This window comes from Vibrio sp. 1401 (assembly GCF_033340295.1).
This window is the reverse complement of record NZ_JAWOWF010000008.1, coordinates 124,843-140,568: the sequence shown is the minus strand read 5'-3', so window position 1 is coordinate 140,568 and position 15,726 is coordinate 124,843. Positions and strand designations below refer to the sequence as shown.

Below are 15,726 nucleotides of genomic sequence, written 5' to 3'. Positions count from 1 at the left end.
CTGGTTTACGTACTGCTAATCTCTTATCCGTTTCTTAATTACACATATTGGCAATATGCTCGCCAAGTTACGTGTATTGGTGTCAATGAAAAACAGTATCTACGATAGCTCTCTCAGGGTTGGAACTCCCACTATGAATTTCCTTCATGTTCAATGTGAAACAATACCAATATTACTCAACTCGTGAAGCAAGTATAAAAAAGGACTGCTCTGGTGTTAGGCACTGCGACGGTCATTTTTTGTACGAACCGTTCGTCGTAAGTGCTGTGCAACCTAACGATTGGGAAAACCAAAAAACAAAAAATGTCCCCATGCACAGAGTTAGGAAAAGTCTGCTTTATCTAAGGAAATAGGATACCAACTCACGATGAATAACGATTTCACATTTGCTATCAAAAGCATTCGCTTTGATGAGAATTACCAACCATCAGACAACACGCGAATCACTACCAACTTTGCTAATCTGGCTCGCGGAAACTACCGCCGAGAGAATCTGCGCAATGCGCTCCGAATGATCGACAATCGTTTTAATGCGTTGGCATATTGGGATAACGCGCAAGGTGACCGCTACTCCGTTGAACTTGAAATCATCTCCGTTGATATGGATATCCAAGGTAGTGGAGAAGCCTTCCCATCGATTGAAGTGCTCAAAACCAACATTGTTGACCACAACACTAACGAGCGCATTGAAGGCATTGTGGGCAACAACTTCTCTTCATACGTGCGTGATTACGACTTTAGCGTTTTGCTGTTGGACCACAACAAAAACCAGCCACAGTTCAGCATCCCAGCGAACTTCGGTGATTTGCATGGCAAACTGTTCAAAGCTTTCGTTAATTCTGAGTCTTACAAACAGCATTTCAAAAAGCTGCCGGTGATTTGTCTGAGTGTATCGGACAACAAGGTATACCGACGCACCGAAAACCAACATCCTGTTTTGGGCTTTGAATATCAGCCGAACGAATCTTCGTTGACGGAGCAGTACTTCAAGAAGATGGGCTTACAGGTGCGCTACTTTATGCCGCCAAACAGCGTTGCACCGTTGGCATTTTACTTCTTCGGTGACTTGTTGAACGATTATTCAAACCTAGAGCTTATCAGCACGATTAGCACGATGGAGACATTCCAGAAGATTTACCGACCTGAGATTTACAATGCCAACGCGGTTGCCGGTAATTGCTACCAGCCAAACCTAAAAAACCTAGACCACTCGCTAACTCAAATCGTTTACGACCGAGAAGAGCGCAGCCAACTGGCGATTGAACAAGGAAAATTTGCCGAGGAGCATTTCATCAAACCTTATCAATCTGTGCTTGAACAATGGTCTGCAAACTACGCGTAATCGACAACGAGAATCTAGAAAGGAATGACGATGAAAACACTATTACCGACTTCAACGGCTGGCAGTTTACCGAAACCTTCTTGGCTGGCCGAACCAGAAAAACTTTGGTCACCGTGGAAACTGCAAGGTGAAGAACTGATTGATGGCAAACGTGATGCACTACGCGTCGCTTTGCAAGAGCAAGAATTGGCAGGCGTTGATATCGTCAGTGATGGAGAGCAAACTCGGCAACATTTTGTGACGACCTTTATTGAGCATTTAAGCGGCGTAGATTTTGAAAACCGTAAAACGGTGACCATTCGCAACCGTTATGAAGCAAGTGTTCCGACGGTGGTTGGCCCAGTAAGCCGCACAAAGCCCGTGTTTGTTGAAGATGCCAAGTTCTTGCGTCAGCAAACTAAGCAACCTATCAAGTGGGCGCTGCCAGGCCCTATGACGATGATCGACACACTTTATGATGATCATTACGGTAGCCGTGAAAAGCTGGCTTGGGAATTTGCAAAGATCCTCAACCAAGAAGCGAAAGAGCTTGAAGCGGCGGGTGTCGACATTATTCAATTCGATGAACCTGCGTTCAATGTGTTTTTCGATGATGTGAACGAATGGGGCATTGCGTGTTTAGAGCGTGCGATTGAAGGGCTGAAATGTGAAACTGCAGTGCACATCTGCTATGGCTACGGCATCAAAGCGAACACGGATTGGAAGCAAACGCTAGGCACTGAATGGCGACAATACGAAGAAGTATTCCCTAAATTGCAGCAGTCAAATATCGATATTATCTCGCTTGAGTGTCATAACTCACGAGTGCCTATTGAGTTACTTGAGTTGATTCGCGGTAAGAAAGTGATGGTTGGTGCGATTGACGTTGCAACCAACGAAATTGAAACGCCAGAAGAAGTGGCGAATACACTGCGAGAGGCATTGAAATACGTTGATGCCGACAAGCTTTACCCATGTACCAACTGTGGTATGGCGCCTTTGTCTCTTGAAGTATCGACCGCTAAGCTCAATGCGTTAAGTGCGGGTGCGGAGATCATTCGTAAAGAGTTGGTGGGTTGATGTTAATACTTAGGCTCCGCACCATGAACTAAAATTAGGGTCATTCTAGCGAGTTTAAATGAGACTAGGAGTCGGTTTACTGCTCGCTAGGAAATAGCGATAACTTCCGCACTTCAAAGCACTCGGTGGGTAGATCCTGAATCACGCTCGTCCCTCGCTGTTCAGGATGACGGATGTTGGAAGATACATTGCTCGCCACAACCCTAGGTATTGGATCTGCTCCAAGAGAGGGTCATTCTAGCGAGTTTAAATGAGACTAGGAATCGGTTTACTGCTCGCTAGGAAATAGCGATAACTTCCGCACTTCAAAGCACTCGGTGGGTAGATCCTGAATCACGCTCGTCCCTCGCTGTTCAGGATGACGGATGTTGGAAGATACATTGCTCGCCACAACCCTAGGTATTGGATCTGCTCCAAGATAGGGTCATTCCAGCGAGTCTAGACGAGACTAGGAATCTGATTACAGCTCGCTAGGAAATGACGATAACTTTCGCACTTCAAAGCACTCGGTGGGTAGCTCCTGAATCACCTCGTCCCTCGTTGTTCAGGATGACGGATATTGGAAGATATATTGCTCGCCACAACCCTAGTTATTAGAGCAGTTTCAAGATAGCGTCATTCCAGCGAGTTTAAACGAGACTAGGAATCTGATAACAGCTCGCTGGTAAATGACGAGAACTTTCGCACTTCAAAGCACGTGATTAGTAGATTCTGAATCACTTCGTCCCTCGCTGTTCAGGATGACGGATGTTGGAAGATACGTTACTCACATACCCAACTATTTGGCTTGTATTCAAATTTTGGTCATTCCAGCGAGTCTAGACGAGACTAGGAATCTACTAACAACTCACTGGAAAATGGCGATAACCTTAGAACTTTACAGCACTCGGTGAGTAGATCCTGAACCACGCTCGTTCCTCAATGTTCAGGGTGACCGTTTTAAATAAAAATGCCGCTCACAGTAAAGTGAGCGACATACATTTCCCGTTTCCAGCCTCTGCCAAGGCTTAATTCAACTCCACGTTCTTCATCTCAGGATGCTTTAGCAATATCACACGAATCCAGTGATGCACCACCCACATCACCATCGCGGTGAGCAGAACAGCAACGAAAATCGAGCTGAAACGGTACAAGATCGAAAAGAACGCGTCTTTTTGTTCTGGCACCAATGAGGTCGTCAGCGGAACCGATAGGGCAGACATGGCAGAAAACGCGATAGCCGCTTTAATTTGCCCCTTGGTGAGCCACAAGCAGAATGGCCCCATCGCAATGGTAAAGGCGAGCCAAAAGAGTAGCCCATGCCCATACCAACTGCCCAATATGAGCTGAACAGCCATCCCTGCGATGCAGCCTAGTGCGGTGCCGATGATGCGAATTTTTGCCATGGCGAGCGAGCCCGCTAAAGTCATTGGGGTTAGGATGATCAAAATGGAAGCTTGTGCGGATAGCGAGTCATATAAGTCTGCTACTTGGAATACGATAAATGCCGCCATCGCCACTACCCAACCCATGGCAACTTGGCTGATGTAGTCAATATCGCTTTTCACGGGGGTCGATATCTCAATGTGTTCGGCGGAGGATTTTGGCTCCGGGAACAACCAATACGCGAATGCGCAAACAAAAATATTGCTGAACGCCATCACCCACATGTTGACGTTGAACTCTTCAATATCCATGAAGTTATAGCTGGCAAAATTCAACACAATTGAACCCACCAACAGCCCCATGTAACCAAACAAATAGGTTTTCTGGTTCATCATTGCAATGCACTTGAACAGCATCATGATTCCAACGGCTACGTTCATTAATGTTGGATGAAACTGCAAGTATTCCAGTAAAAATGTGGCTTGTATGGTTGTCCACACCGCAGAGAAAAACACGATCAATAAAGCCGCTAGGTTAAAGTGGTCCATTCTGCCCAATATAAACAGCGGCATCATGATGGCAAAAAATCCGTAAGACCAACCGAAGATCATGCTTAGCGCGAGCCCTAAAGAGCAGCCGAACCAAATTCGTAAGGTTTTCATTGTCGCCGCCTAGTAAATGAAGTGGAACCAGCTTGCGAGGTGAATCTGTGCTTGCGCCATCAACTGCCAGAAAATGCTGTTGTCTGGGTACAAAACAATGGTAGCGCGAGAGCCGACAAACAGTGCTGGTGGTAACTCTTCGCTGCTGGTTAGGTTCACTCGTGTACGCTGCGCATCACGTACCCAGCGGTTGTTCACTTCCACTTTGGTTAGTGCGCCATTAGGCGTTTGTTGTGCGGCTGCTACACCGTAATCGCGGCTAGCTAAATCAAAGTCGTACACCGAACCCGGGTTGGCATCAAATGTGACCAAGGCGTGGAAAGTCTTGTCTACGTTCGCGACGGATTTTTCACGAAAATCAGCGGCTACCCAGAGTGATCCTGTTGGTACAAATGTCAGCAATGGCATGTTGGTGTTTGCCATCGTGCCAACTTCTAGTTGCAGGTTGGTCACGACACCATCACTGGGAGCGAGTACCGCGGTATTTGCCAAATCAAGTTGCGCCTTTTCGATGCCGTTTTTGGCAATTCGAACGGCGGTGCTTTGACCTTTTTGATCGCCTAATTGCGCCTCAATGACTTTTAAGTTTTGTCGTTCCGCTTTAAGCGCTGCACGTGATACCTGATTTTGGGCAAAGGCATTATCGAGTGTCGATTGAGAGATGACTTTCTGCTTCGATAACGTCAGTAAGCGGTTGTATTCGCGGTGTGCATTATCAAATGTCGCTTGTGCGCGGGCAATATTGGCAAGAGCGGCTTCGCGTTGAGAATACAGTGTTGCTTCTTTTTCATAAGCGGATTGCAGAGACAGCTCCGCCTGTTCAAGTGCTATCTTGTATTTACGATCATCAATCGTAAACAACACATCGCCTTTTTGAACGGACTGGTTATTCTCGATGAGAACGTCGGTCACTTTACCAGATACCTCGGGTGCGACTTGGACAACGTATCCTTGCACTCGTCCTTCGGTCGTTAAGGGGGCGTGGCGGTCAGCAATGATAATGTACAAAAATAGTACGATGAACAGGACAATCAAAGTTCGCATCCAGTGTTTGAATTTTTGGTCAGCCGTCATTACAAGTTCCATTAAACATATTGGATAGCGGATTATAGAGAAGTCACTCACAATTCAGTAGAATGATAATACGAACATAAATGACCTAAAAATAGGACAATGAACGTTAATTTTGATGATATTTACCTATTCACTCAGACGGTGGTTCACGGCGGTATAAGTGCAGCGGCAGAGGCGAATCAACTACAACGCTCAAAAGTGAGTCGTCGTCTGCAAGAATTAGAGAAATCGCTCGGGGTACAGCTTTTGATCCGCACAACACGCAGCATTGAGTTGACGGAGCACGGGAAACGCTTGTTTGAGTTGGTGGGGCAGCCTATTGACCATATTCAGCAAGGTTTAAATGCCATGCACGAATATCAACAAGAGCTGACGGGCAAGGTGCGTTTAGCCATTCCTTCCGCATTGATGAGCTCTGCCGCGTTTAACGCGATCATCACCGAGTACACAACGCGGTATCCGGATATTTCGGTCGAGATTGAAAACCATCAAGAGAGTGTCGATCTCAAGCGTCAATCGTTTGATTTGCAGCTTCTTCCGAGCGTGGTCAAAGTCACCGATGACAGCTATGTGCAGTTCAGTCTTTTGCCTTATCGTAGTCACTTTGTTGCGTCAAAAGCCTATCTAGAATCGCATCCGCCAGTAAAAACGGTGGAAGATCTTAAGCAGCATCGCCTTTTAACTAATCGTTACAATGCTGATTTGCTCGATTCAGATCTGCATGTGGCGTTGCGCTCGGACGACCTCAACTTGCTGCGCTCGATGGCGATAGCAGGAAACGGCATCGCGTTTATTCCACAAATTCATTCCAAGCCTGCACTGAGAGACGGTTTGTTGGTCGAGGTGCTGCCTCAATTCGCGCATCCGAAGCAGCATCTTACTCTGATTTATCCCTCGGCCTTATTTCTGCCCAATAAAGTCAAAGCCTTGATTGAGCTAATTCGAGAGAAATTTAAATAGTCAGTTCAAACCACACTTACCTAAGGGCAAATGTGTGAGCGAAGGTCATCTTTCTAGGTTTTATTGCTCTAACATGAAAGGGTTCTGATACATTAACTGTTGCTCAACTTGTTGAGTATGGTTTGTGGTCGCACAAGATAGGAGATGGAAATGTTATCGAAAGGAAACACGGGCCTGATTGTGGTGGATGTTCAGGGCAAACTCGCTACATTAATGCATGAAAGCGACGCACTGATTGAAAATATCACGAAACTGGTAAAGGGTGCCAAAGCACTAGATTTGCCTATTCTGTGGCTAGAACAGAATCGAGAAAGGTTGGGCCCAACCGCGGAGCCGATTCGTGAAGTGCTTGAAAGCACGCATTTACCTATTACCAAGTACACGTTTGATGGTTGCAAAGAGGCGACGTTTAAGGTCGCGGTGGAGAACGCGAAAGTTGATACCTGGTTGGTTTGCGGTATTGAATCCCACATTTGCGTCTATCAAACCGCGGTTTCTCTGCGCCAGTCCGGTTATCGCGTTGAATTAGTCACGGATTGTGTATCTTCCCGAACCGCTGCCAATAAAGCGCTCGCTCTTGCGAAGTTAACCGCTAACGGTGTGGTGCTCACTGGGCTAGAAATGTGTTTGTATGAAATGGTCGAAGATTGCCGAGCACCTGAATTCAAAGAAATTCTGGCGCTCATCAAATAGAGTAATCACTGGAATCAACAACAACTTTATCTGAACACGCTATTCAAATTCTCGTTGATATCTTGGCAACATCGACTCGTTGCCAAGTAACCCGCCTTGGTGAATATAAATCACCATTTTATCTGTGTTCTCTTCCAACCAAGGGGTGAGGCATTGCCACATATACGGGTCGTATAACAGGTCAAATTCGAGGTCGGTTTGCTCAAAGAGTGCTTTCCATGTGATGTAATCTTCTTCGTACAAGCGACCAAAATGGTGTTTGTTGCGGATAGTTAAAATGGTTGGGTGGCTGTTTTCACCGAGCTGGTTGAACTGCTCAGTTAAGTAATCTGCATCGCCTACGCAAGGGCAAGTTAGCACTTCAATGCCGTGTGGACTTAAATGTTTATGAAGATATAAAGACGTCGTGCCAGTGCCTGATGGCAGGGCGACCGCAAACTGCTCTTTACCTCTCAATCGCGTCCAATCAAGAATTTCTCGTGCTAACTGTTTGATGCCAGCTTCAGCGAGGTGGGAACGTCCACCTTCTGGAATAAGCAATGTCGATTCATCTAATCTTCGTACCTGGTGGATGTACTCACTAGGGTGGAGTTCGCTACCGATGTCTTGCATGGCGGTGATTTTCATACCCAAATCGAGAGCGCCGCGATAGTTTCCGATGGGGGAGCTTTTTAGCCAAGATGGAATGTGATGAACATAAAACTCAAATGCCCAATCTTTAATCTGGGCGAGAGCCGCTAGCGAGTACATGGCATTAGATTGAGCGGAGCCAAAGCTTATTAACGTGGTGATGTCGGGATTGTGCTCTTCCATTAACGTCATAAACTTACGTGCTTTGTTCCCAGAAAAGTGGGAGTGGAGCATGTCGTCACGTTTAAGGAAAAATTTGTGCCCATTAAAGCTATGTTGGGTGATAGGACTTTCTGAGAGTTTCATGTCGATGCTGACGGAATAAACCGTGTCACCTTTGCCATTTAAAAAGGGCGCGTAGTGTAACGCCATTAAACCCAGATAAAAAGTCTGTGTTTCAGTACAACCATTTCGGTTATTCCTGATGTTTTGACGCGCTTTTACTGGGGCTGTAATGCAATGGCTCGCCTTTCTGCTTCAAGCCACGTAAACTACGCCGCTTATTTCAACTCAATCAGAAGGCTTGGTTTTGCAAACTCTAGAACAATTAAAAACAGGACAATTAGTAGGAACGAAACAACTGAAGTTGGCAGAAGGGCTAACTGAGTTTCCTATGGAAATTTTAGAGCTTGCAGAAACGCTTGAAGTGTTAGATTTGTCTGGTAACGCACTGTCAGATTTACCACCAGAGTTGGAACAGTTGACCAAGCTAAAAATCATCTTTGCTTCCAACAACCAGTTCACCCATCTGCCAGAGGTCTTGGGTAAATTGCCAAACCTTGAGATGGTTGGGTTTAAAACCAACAAGATTAAAGTGGTGAGTGAAGCCTCACTACCAACTCAGTTACGTTGGTTGATTCTGACCGACAACGAGATTGAAGTTCTGCCAAACAGTCTGGGTGAAAGACCACGCCTAAGAAAGCTTGCATTGGCGGGCAATCGCATCAAACAACTGCCAAACAGCATGGAAAACTTGGTCAATTTAGAATTGATTCGTTTATCTGCGAACCAGTTAGAGCACTTCCCGGATGTGTTGATGAAGCTGCCTAAATTGGCATGGTTTGCTTTCGCAGGTAACCCATTCTGCAAACACCCATCTTCGTTAGACAGTGTGCCGAAAGTGACGACAAACAGTTACTCGCTTAATCATGTTCTTGGCCAAGGTGCGAGTGGTGTGATTTCTCATGCTAACTGGACTGACGCTCAATACGACTTCCCGAATGAAGTGGCGGTGAAAGTGTTCAAGGGCGAAGTGACCAGCGACGGCTACCCACATGATGAACTTGAAGCATGTTTGCAAGCCGGGCATCACAACAACTTGGTGAAATCCATCGCGCAAGTGGATGACGGTAATGAGCTTGCTTTGGTGATGGAGCTGATCCCAAACTGTTACTACAACTTGGGTTTGCCACCAACGTTGGAAACTTGCACCCGAGATACATTCCCACAAGGTTTTACGTTGACGGTCGAGCAAGTCAATTCCATTGTTGAGCAGATGGTGGACGTGTTTAATCACCTGCACGACAACAAGGTGTGCCATGGCGATTTGTATGCGCACAATACTTTGGTTAATGAGCAAGGTGAGATGATCTTCGGCGATTTTGGTGCGGCGAGCATTTACGGTTACTTATCGGACGAACAGCAAGCGGCAATCCGAACCATTGAATCTAGAGCGTTGAAGTACTTTATCGAAGATATGTTTTCTGTGTGTGAGGCGTCGGAATCGGCATCGCAAGCATTCAATCGACTAGCAGCGCTTGCAGCATAAGATTTCATTCAATCGAAATTAAAAAGAGGTATCGAATTGCTCGTTTGATACTTAGCAAAGTAGATACCTCTCAATTGAATTAGGCGCTGAGGAAGTTACTCTGATCAAGCCTCTTGATGCTCTGACGCAAGATTAATCACCGCCTCACAACCACCTTCTGGATGTGTACCAATCTTAAATTGCCAGCCATAACGCTGGCATAAATCATCCACAATCATCAAACCCAATCCGTGCCCATCAGAATGTGGAATGGTCGAAAAGCCTTCGCCTTCATCACGTACCGAGATGGTGTTTTCCCCGATGCTGATATGAATTGATCCCGATGGTGTCGCGGCGATGCCGTTGCGAATCAGGTTGCCAAGAATAATGGTCAACACGGCATTGGTCGCGCGCGTTCTAGGGTTGCCGTCGATCTGTACATCAAAGCTGAGTGCTTTCTCATCCGCCTGAGCTTGGCTTTGGAAGATGATTTGGATGAGTTCTTCTTCGGTGATGCTGCGCACTGGTGAATCATCTGCATTACGCTCGTAACGCACTAAGCCGAGTAGGGCATCCACCATAGTCGACATCTGCTGCGTTGCATCTTGAATTCGGTTCACCTGGCGGGTCTGGAAATCCGTGTTCGCACTTCTTGCCAGTAAACTGCTTGAGCCTTTCATTACGGTTAACGGTGTACGCAGTTCATGGCTTGCGTATCGTGCAAAGGCTTGCTCACGCTTGATGACTTGGTTGATTTTGTGGCGATACTCATTCAACTCATCCGCGAGGGTTTGGAACTCTTTGGCCGAGCCCTCTGGCACGCTAAAAGTTTGCGTAGCATCGCCTTGATGATGGTCGAGTTGAGTTTTAAGCGCATTGACGGGTTCAATCAAGCGTTGTGATAAGCGCAGCAGGAGGCTACCAAACAGGAACACCAGCACGGCGACAATGGACAGCACCATAGCGACGACGAGAATGAATTCCTCTGAGGTGATCTCGATTTCATCAATCAAGGAAACCAGAATAACGGGATGTTCAACGCCTTTGTAGGTGTAAGTGCTCATGTAAACCATGCGCGAGTATTCACCGTCTTCTACTTCATCAAGAAAGTGCTTTTGACCAATCAGGTATTTTTGATAGCGCTCGGCAACCAATGAGATGTCGTTGTATGCAGTGGTGAGCAGGTCAAGTTGAATACTGCCTTGCTCTGGGTGGGACTGGAAATGTTCAATTGCTTCTTTTTTGTCGACCATAATACGACGCTCGCCCACGCGGTCTTCAGACCAAAGCAGGGAGCCGGTAATCAACAAAAAGCAGAAGATGCCAATCACGACCGACACAAAAGAGAAAAACAGAGCGAGTCGCCCTGTCATACTTTGTGTGCTTTGCGTGCTAGCAAGTAAGCGATTGATCATGCACCTGTCTCCAAGCGGAAGCCAACTTTCGGCACGGTGATAAGCACATGTTGTTCAAATGGCTTATCAAGTTGGTTGCGAAGTTGGTAAATGTGGCTGCGCAGAACGTCGTTGTTCGGCTCGTTCTCTTGCCAAAGTTGGAAGGCAATTTCTTCGCGTGTCACTACGTCTGGCGCGCTTTTCACAAGCATTTCCAGAATGGTGTAAGTGGTAGGGTTTAGCGCCAACAGTTTATCTTGGCGATAAGCTTTACGCGTTTTTTGGTCGATAGACACTTCACCGTATTCCAACTTGCTCGATGCGACAGTGCCACGGTAACGGCGGATCAGTGCCATCATGCGCGCTTCAAGAATATCCAGATCGAAAGGTTTGGTCAGATAGTCATCCGCACCGTGTTGGAAGCCTTTGAGCATATCGTCACGGCTATCGAGCGCCGTCAGCATAAGTACCGGTGTGTTGTTGCCCGCGTCGCGAAGTTTATTACACATGGTCAGGCCATCCATGCGTGGCAGCATGAGATCGAGCAAGATGATGTCGAAGGTGTTTTCCATCGCTAGTTTCAGGCCGAGTTCGCCGTTGTCTGCATAATCGAGTTCCATACCTGCACACTCAAAATAATCGAACAGCATGCCTGCAATTTCTCGATTATCTTCGACTAAAAGTACGCGTTTCATGTATTTCTCTCCAAGTGGGCAGGTGTTCGAAAATAAGACTTCGTCTTAACCGAACATTATTCACTAAGGACGTGAAAAAGATGTCAATAACATCTCTTTCACGTTGATGTTTGTAGACTGGATTCATTCATCGGATTTAGTGGAAGAGTAGCATGTCAACCTTCAACATTCACGCTGCAACCTTTTCAAAGGTGAGCCAACACACTGAGCCTAAAACAGTTTTGTCTGTTGTGGTGCCATTCTTTAACGAGCAAGAAGTCTTGACTGAATTTCATCGTCGTTTAGCCGCCGTTTTGGATGAAATGCCAGAACATTGCGAAATCGTCTATGTCGACGACGGCAGCAAAGATGACAGCCTAATGATCGCGCAAAACTTTTCTCAATCTTCTAGCGACGTTCGTTGTATTGCATTAAGCCGTAACTTTGGCAAAGAGTCCGCCATGAGTGCGGGTCTGGAACACTGCCAAGGTGAAGCGGTGATTGTGATTGATGCCGACTTGCAAGACCCACCGGAGTTGATCCCGCAAATGGTATCAAAATGGCGTGAAGGTTATGACGTGGTGAACATGCAGCGCAGTGAACGCCACGGTGAAACCTGGTTCAAACGCTTCTCGGCCGCTTGCTTTTACAAAGTGCTTAATAGCATGGCGAAATTGGATGTGCCGGAGAACGTGGGCGATTTCCGTCTACTGAGCGCAAAAGTGGTTAAACACATCAATGCGCTGCCAGAACGTAACCGATATATGAAAGGCATTTTTTCTTGGCCGGGTTTCAAGCAAGTGACGGTTCAGTTTGAGCGTGATGCTCGTTTTTGTGGTGAAACCAAATGGAACTACCTCAAGCTAATTGGCCTTGCAATGGACGGCATTACCTCGTTTTCCATTCGTCCTTTGCGCTTAGCGACACTTGCTGGTGCGTTAGTGGCGTTCAGTGCCTTTATCTATGGCGCATTCATAGTGATGAAAACCGTAGTGTTTGGTGAGCCTGTCACTGGCTACCCATCCATGATGGTCGTCCAACTTGCCTTGGGCGGTGTGCAACTGCTGTCGATTGGCCTTTTGGGTGAATACATTGGTCGCATTTTTGTCGAGACCAAGCAACGTCCTCTTTATCTTGTTCAGTCTGTTTACGAGCAGCCTGCAAAACATCAATCCATCCAAACCATGAAGTTTAAACTGGGAGAAACCGCGTAATCATGAGTATTAATAAAACCCATCTGTGGTTGTTGTTGGCGTTTGCTCTTTTACTTCGTCTTATTTCACTTGCTGCCTACCCTTTGATGGACACCACAGAAGCCCGCTACGGTGAAATGGCGCGTTTAATGGTGGAAACAGGCAATTGGCTTACCCCACAGTTTGATTACGGCGTGCCTTTTTGGGGGAAACCACCCCTGTTCACTTGGATGAGTGCTTACGGCATTGAGCTGTTTGGATTGAATGAATTTGCAGTGCGCGCGCCTCATTGGTTAGCGGGTGTTGCGACGATTGTTTTTGTTGCTTTCATGGCGCATCGCGCTGGCTTTAATGCAGTCATCGCAGCGTTGGTACTGGCGACGTGTGGCATCTTTTCAATTGCTGCGGGTGCGGTGATGACAGACATGGCGCTGACGTTGGCAATGACGATGGCGATGGTCGGCTTTTACTACTGCTGGCTTGGCAAAGACAAACACAGCCGATTGTGGGGTTACCTCGGTTTCTTTGGTTTGGCTTGTGGATTATTAGCAAAAGGTCCAGTGGCGATCGTGATCATGGGCATCGCAGTGTTTCCTTGGCTTGTGATTCAGCATGGTTTCTTCGGTGCCTTCAAAGCCTTGTGGCAGCGTTTTCCAATTGTATCGGGTTTGGCGCTTATGCTGGCGATTGCTCTGCCTTGGTACATCATGGCAGAAATGGCGACGCCTGGATTTATTGATTACTTCATTGTTGGCGAGCACTTCAAGCGTTTTGTTGTCAGCGGTTGGGAAGGGGACCTGTATGGCTCTGCTCATGATCAACCACGTGGGATGATCTGGGTATTCTGGCTGCAATCGGCTGCGCCTTGGTCAATTGTATTGCCTATCTTGGCTTGGAAACGTCGTAAGGTACTCAAAGCTATTGAAACCGATCATCAAGGTTTGTTTAGCTTCCTGATGTGTTGGCTGATTTCTCCAATGATCTTGTTCACCATGGCTGGGAATATTCTGCCTGCTTACGTATTACCGGGTGTGCCTGCGTTGGGTATTTTGATTGCAATGCTGGTGGATAAACACGATTTCAAATGGTTGACCGGAACGGCAGCGGTGTTGCCAGCCCTGCTTATGATTGCGATGTTGGTTTTGAATATGGGCAAAGCAGATAGCCGCAGCGACCGTATAATCTTCGCGCAAATTAATGACAACGCTCCGGTCTTTTACATTGGTAAGCGCCCGTTCTCAGGTCAGTTCTATAGTCATGGTCAGGCGAAAAAGCTTGAAGATAAGAATGACTTAAACAATCTGAAGAAATTCCACCTGATTGGTAAATCGCAGCAAGTGGATAGCATGATTCATGAAAATGCGTTGAGTTGTACCAACGAGTTCACAGCAAAATCGAAACGCTCACTCTACACCTGTGTGGTTGGATAGCGGAATGGGCAAATTACCAAAATTTGCTTCGCTGGAAAGGTTTGCTTCGTTAACAAGGTTTGCTCTAGTAGGTGGTGTCGGCTTTATGGTCGACACCCTTATCTTTTCTGTGTTGTTCCATTGGCTTGGTCTGGAGTTGATGCTGGCTCGTGGGATAGCATTTTTGTTTGCGGCAACCACGACTTGGCGTGGCAATCGCTGGCTGACTTTCTCTCAAGCAGAAAAAACCAACCCTTTCGCTCAATGGCAAAAATTTATGGCGAGTGCCTGTATCAGTGCTTTGCCGAACTTTATTGTGTTCAAAGGCGTAACGCTCTCGTTAGGGACGCAAGGAGTGATGGTCTATTTGGCTTTGATCTTAGGCATATTGGTAGGCATGGTGAGTAACTATTTACTCAGTGCAAAATGGGTGTTTAGTTGAGGATAGAAAGGTTCGGGCTTACTATCCTATCCTCGAGTTAAAAATTCGTTATTTGAACCAATTTTTCTTTTTGTACATCAGAGTAAATCTAAAGCTTTTCATGGGGGGATGTAAAAAGGTAAACAAGCCAAGGTTTATACCTTGGCTGCCGTTAGTTCAGATTTTGATTGTTCGATTTCAGATTCCGTTTGCCACTTGCCGTTGTAAAGGTATTCACGCTCAGGAAGTGGGGCATTTGACGCCCTTAAATCAAATACCTCTTCGGTTTGATATTCTCTACTACAAACTGGAATACTAAAGAGCCTTGATTCTGGCTTTGCTTCAAACAGCTTTTTATGATCATCGACCTCTTTACAATCCAGTTTGTAGACCTCTGACAGTTGTGTGACCATGGATTCTAAATCCGCTTCAGTTTTAAAGAAAACATAACAATCTGATCTATCTTGTGAGCGAAAGATAGTCTTATGAGCAGTATCTCGATATCTGCATATGTCATGCTTAAAATAGAACTGGATCACTTTCCTTTTTTTATTGTAGTCCGCAAACAGCCAATCCTCACGCTCTCCAATTCTCACTTCTGTTGGTTCATCTGGTTGGCGTTTAAGCATTTTAAAGGAGACTAATATAAAAGCACCTGCACCTGCTAACGCCATCGGGCCAACCATCGCTACCATCACCACACATACCACTGCACCTATCCAGCCAACGGCTTGCGTGGCGGTATTCACCCACTTAGGCATGTTGCGACGTTTCTTCATCACAAAGCCTTTGTCAGAAAAAATATAGTCATAGCGATAGTCGAGGCCAATCGTAAGGTAAAAGGCTCCAGACACCATCACCGATAAAATAAAAGAAAAAATAGTTACGTCAACCGTGTCACTCGTATGTATAAACAAAGTTAATAGGAATGGAGCGATCACAAATGGAAACGCAAAAAGTTTAAAGTAATAGCGAAATGGTTCCTCTACATCATACTTATGCCATGTTCTGACGTTATCGCCTGCGAGTATTTCTTGCTCTTGTGCCTCTTGATAAACTGCCAACTCTTCTGGAGTGATATAAAATGGTGAATATGCCAAGGG

14 protein-coding genes are annotated in these 15,726 nt (G+C 46.2%); 8 read left to right on the top strand and 6 right to left on the bottom strand.

The window, feature by feature from the left end:
- Window positions 1-367: 367 nt before the first annotated feature.
- Both R7Z77_RS07015 and R7Z77_RS07010 read left to right on the top strand, forming a co-directional pair.
- Window positions 368-1,342 carry a DUF1852 domain-containing protein gene (locus R7Z77_RS07015; RefSeq protein ID WP_017636059.1) on the top strand — a complete coding sequence of 325 codons (975 nt, stop codon included), beginning with the start codon at window positions 368-370 and terminating at the stop codon, window positions 1,340-1,342.
- Window positions 1,343-1,372: 30 nt separating this feature from the next.
- A complete protein-coding gene (locus R7Z77_RS07010) occupies window positions 1,373-2,401 on the top strand; it encodes a methionine synthase (RefSeq protein ID WP_017636058.1) in 1,029 nt (342 codons plus the stop codon).
- A gap of 1,007 nt (window positions 2,402-3,408) precedes the next feature.
- Here R7Z77_RS07010 and R7Z77_RS07005 read toward each other — a convergent pair.
- Window positions 3,409-4,428, bottom strand: coding sequence for a DUF2955 domain-containing protein (locus R7Z77_RS07005; protein ID WP_064354155.1), 1,020 nt, complete (start codon window positions 4,426-4,428; stop codon window positions 3,409-3,411).
- A gap of 9 nt (window positions 4,429-4,437) precedes the next feature.
- A complete protein-coding gene (locus R7Z77_RS07000; RefSeq protein ID WP_005376744.1) occupies window positions 4,438-5,502 on the bottom strand; it encodes an HlyD family secretion protein in 1,065 nt (354 codons plus the stop codon).
- Between the two features lie 99 nt (window positions 5,503-5,601).
- Between R7Z77_RS07000 and R7Z77_RS06995 the strand changes: the two genes are divergently transcribed.
- Together R7Z77_RS06995 and R7Z77_RS06990 are read left to right on the top strand one after the other, a co-directional pair.
- The gene (locus tag R7Z77_RS06995; RefSeq protein WP_064354154.1) at window positions 5,602-6,462 is read left to right on the top strand and encodes a LysR family transcriptional regulator; all 861 of its coding nucleotides are present in this window, start codon (window positions 5,602-5,604) and stop codon (window positions 6,460-6,462) included.
- 150 nt (window positions 6,463-6,612) lie between these two features.
- A complete protein-coding gene (locus R7Z77_RS06990; protein ID WP_064354153.1) occupies window positions 6,613-7,155 on the top strand; it encodes an isochorismatase family protein in 543 nt (180 codons plus the stop codon).
- Between the two features lie 39 nt (window positions 7,156-7,194).
- Here the strand turns inward: R7Z77_RS06990 and R7Z77_RS06985 are convergent, their stop codons facing one another.
- A complete protein-coding gene (locus tag R7Z77_RS06985; RefSeq protein WP_064354217.1) occupies window positions 7,195-8,091 on the bottom strand; it encodes a 1-aminocyclopropane-1-carboxylate deaminase/D-cysteine desulfhydrase in 897 nt (298 codons plus the stop codon).
- Between the two features lie 223 nt (window positions 8,092-8,314).
- On the opposite strand from R7Z77_RS06985, the gene R7Z77_RS06980 reads away from it, so the two are divergent.
- Window positions 8,315-9,553, top strand: coding sequence for a leucine-rich repeat-containing protein kinase family protein (locus R7Z77_RS06980; protein WP_064354152.1), 1,239 nt, complete (start codon window positions 8,315-8,317; stop codon window positions 9,551-9,553).
- A gap of 104 nt (window positions 9,554-9,657) precedes the next feature.
- On the opposite strand, the gene R7Z77_RS06975 is transcribed toward R7Z77_RS06980, so the two are convergent.
- Together R7Z77_RS06975 and R7Z77_RS06970 are read right to left on the bottom strand one after the other, a co-directional pair.
- Window positions 9,658-10,947, bottom strand: a complete 1,290-nt coding sequence (locus R7Z77_RS06975) for a sensor histidine kinase (RefSeq protein WP_213967568.1) — start codon at window positions 10,945-10,947, stop codon at window positions 9,658-9,660.
- The gene (locus R7Z77_RS06970) at window positions 10,944-11,621 is read right to left on the bottom strand and encodes a response regulator transcription factor (protein ID WP_005389368.1); all 678 of its coding nucleotides are present in this window, start codon (window positions 11,619-11,621) and stop codon (window positions 10,944-10,946) included. The genes R7Z77_RS06975 and R7Z77_RS06970 overlap by 4 nt, the downstream gene beginning before the upstream one ends.
- Before the next feature lie 152 nt (window positions 11,622-11,773).
- Here R7Z77_RS06970 and R7Z77_RS06965 point away from each other — a divergent pair, with 152 nt between their 5' ends.
- Genes R7Z77_RS06965 through R7Z77_RS06955 form a run of 3 tightly spaced genes read left to right on the top strand, consistent with a single transcriptional unit; the run spans window position 11,774 to window position 14,644 of the window.
- Complete coding sequence (locus tag R7Z77_RS06965) at window positions 11,774-12,814, top strand: glycosyltransferase family 2 protein (RefSeq protein ID WP_017820495.1); 1,041 nt, start codon at window positions 11,774-11,776, stop codon at window positions 12,812-12,814.
- Window positions 12,815-12,816: 2 nt separating this feature from the next.
- Window positions 12,817-14,223, top strand: a complete 1,407-nt coding sequence (locus R7Z77_RS06960) for an ArnT family glycosyltransferase (RefSeq protein ID WP_045412049.1) — start codon at window positions 12,817-12,819, stop codon at window positions 14,221-14,223.
- Window positions 14,224-14,227: 4 nt separating this feature from the next.
- Entirely contained in the window at window positions 14,228-14,644 is a 417-nt protein-coding gene (locus R7Z77_RS06955; protein WP_064354149.1) for a GtrA family protein, read from the top strand.
- Window positions 14,645-14,778: 134 nt separating this feature from the next.
- Here R7Z77_RS06955 and R7Z77_RS06950 read toward each other — a convergent pair whose 3' ends face one another.
- The gene (locus tag R7Z77_RS06950; protein ID WP_064354148.1) at window positions 14,779-15,723 is read right to left on the bottom strand and encodes a hypothetical protein; all 945 of its coding nucleotides are present in this window, start codon (window positions 15,721-15,723) and stop codon (window positions 14,779-14,781) included.
- Between the last annotated feature and the right edge of the window lie 3 nt (window positions 15,724-15,726).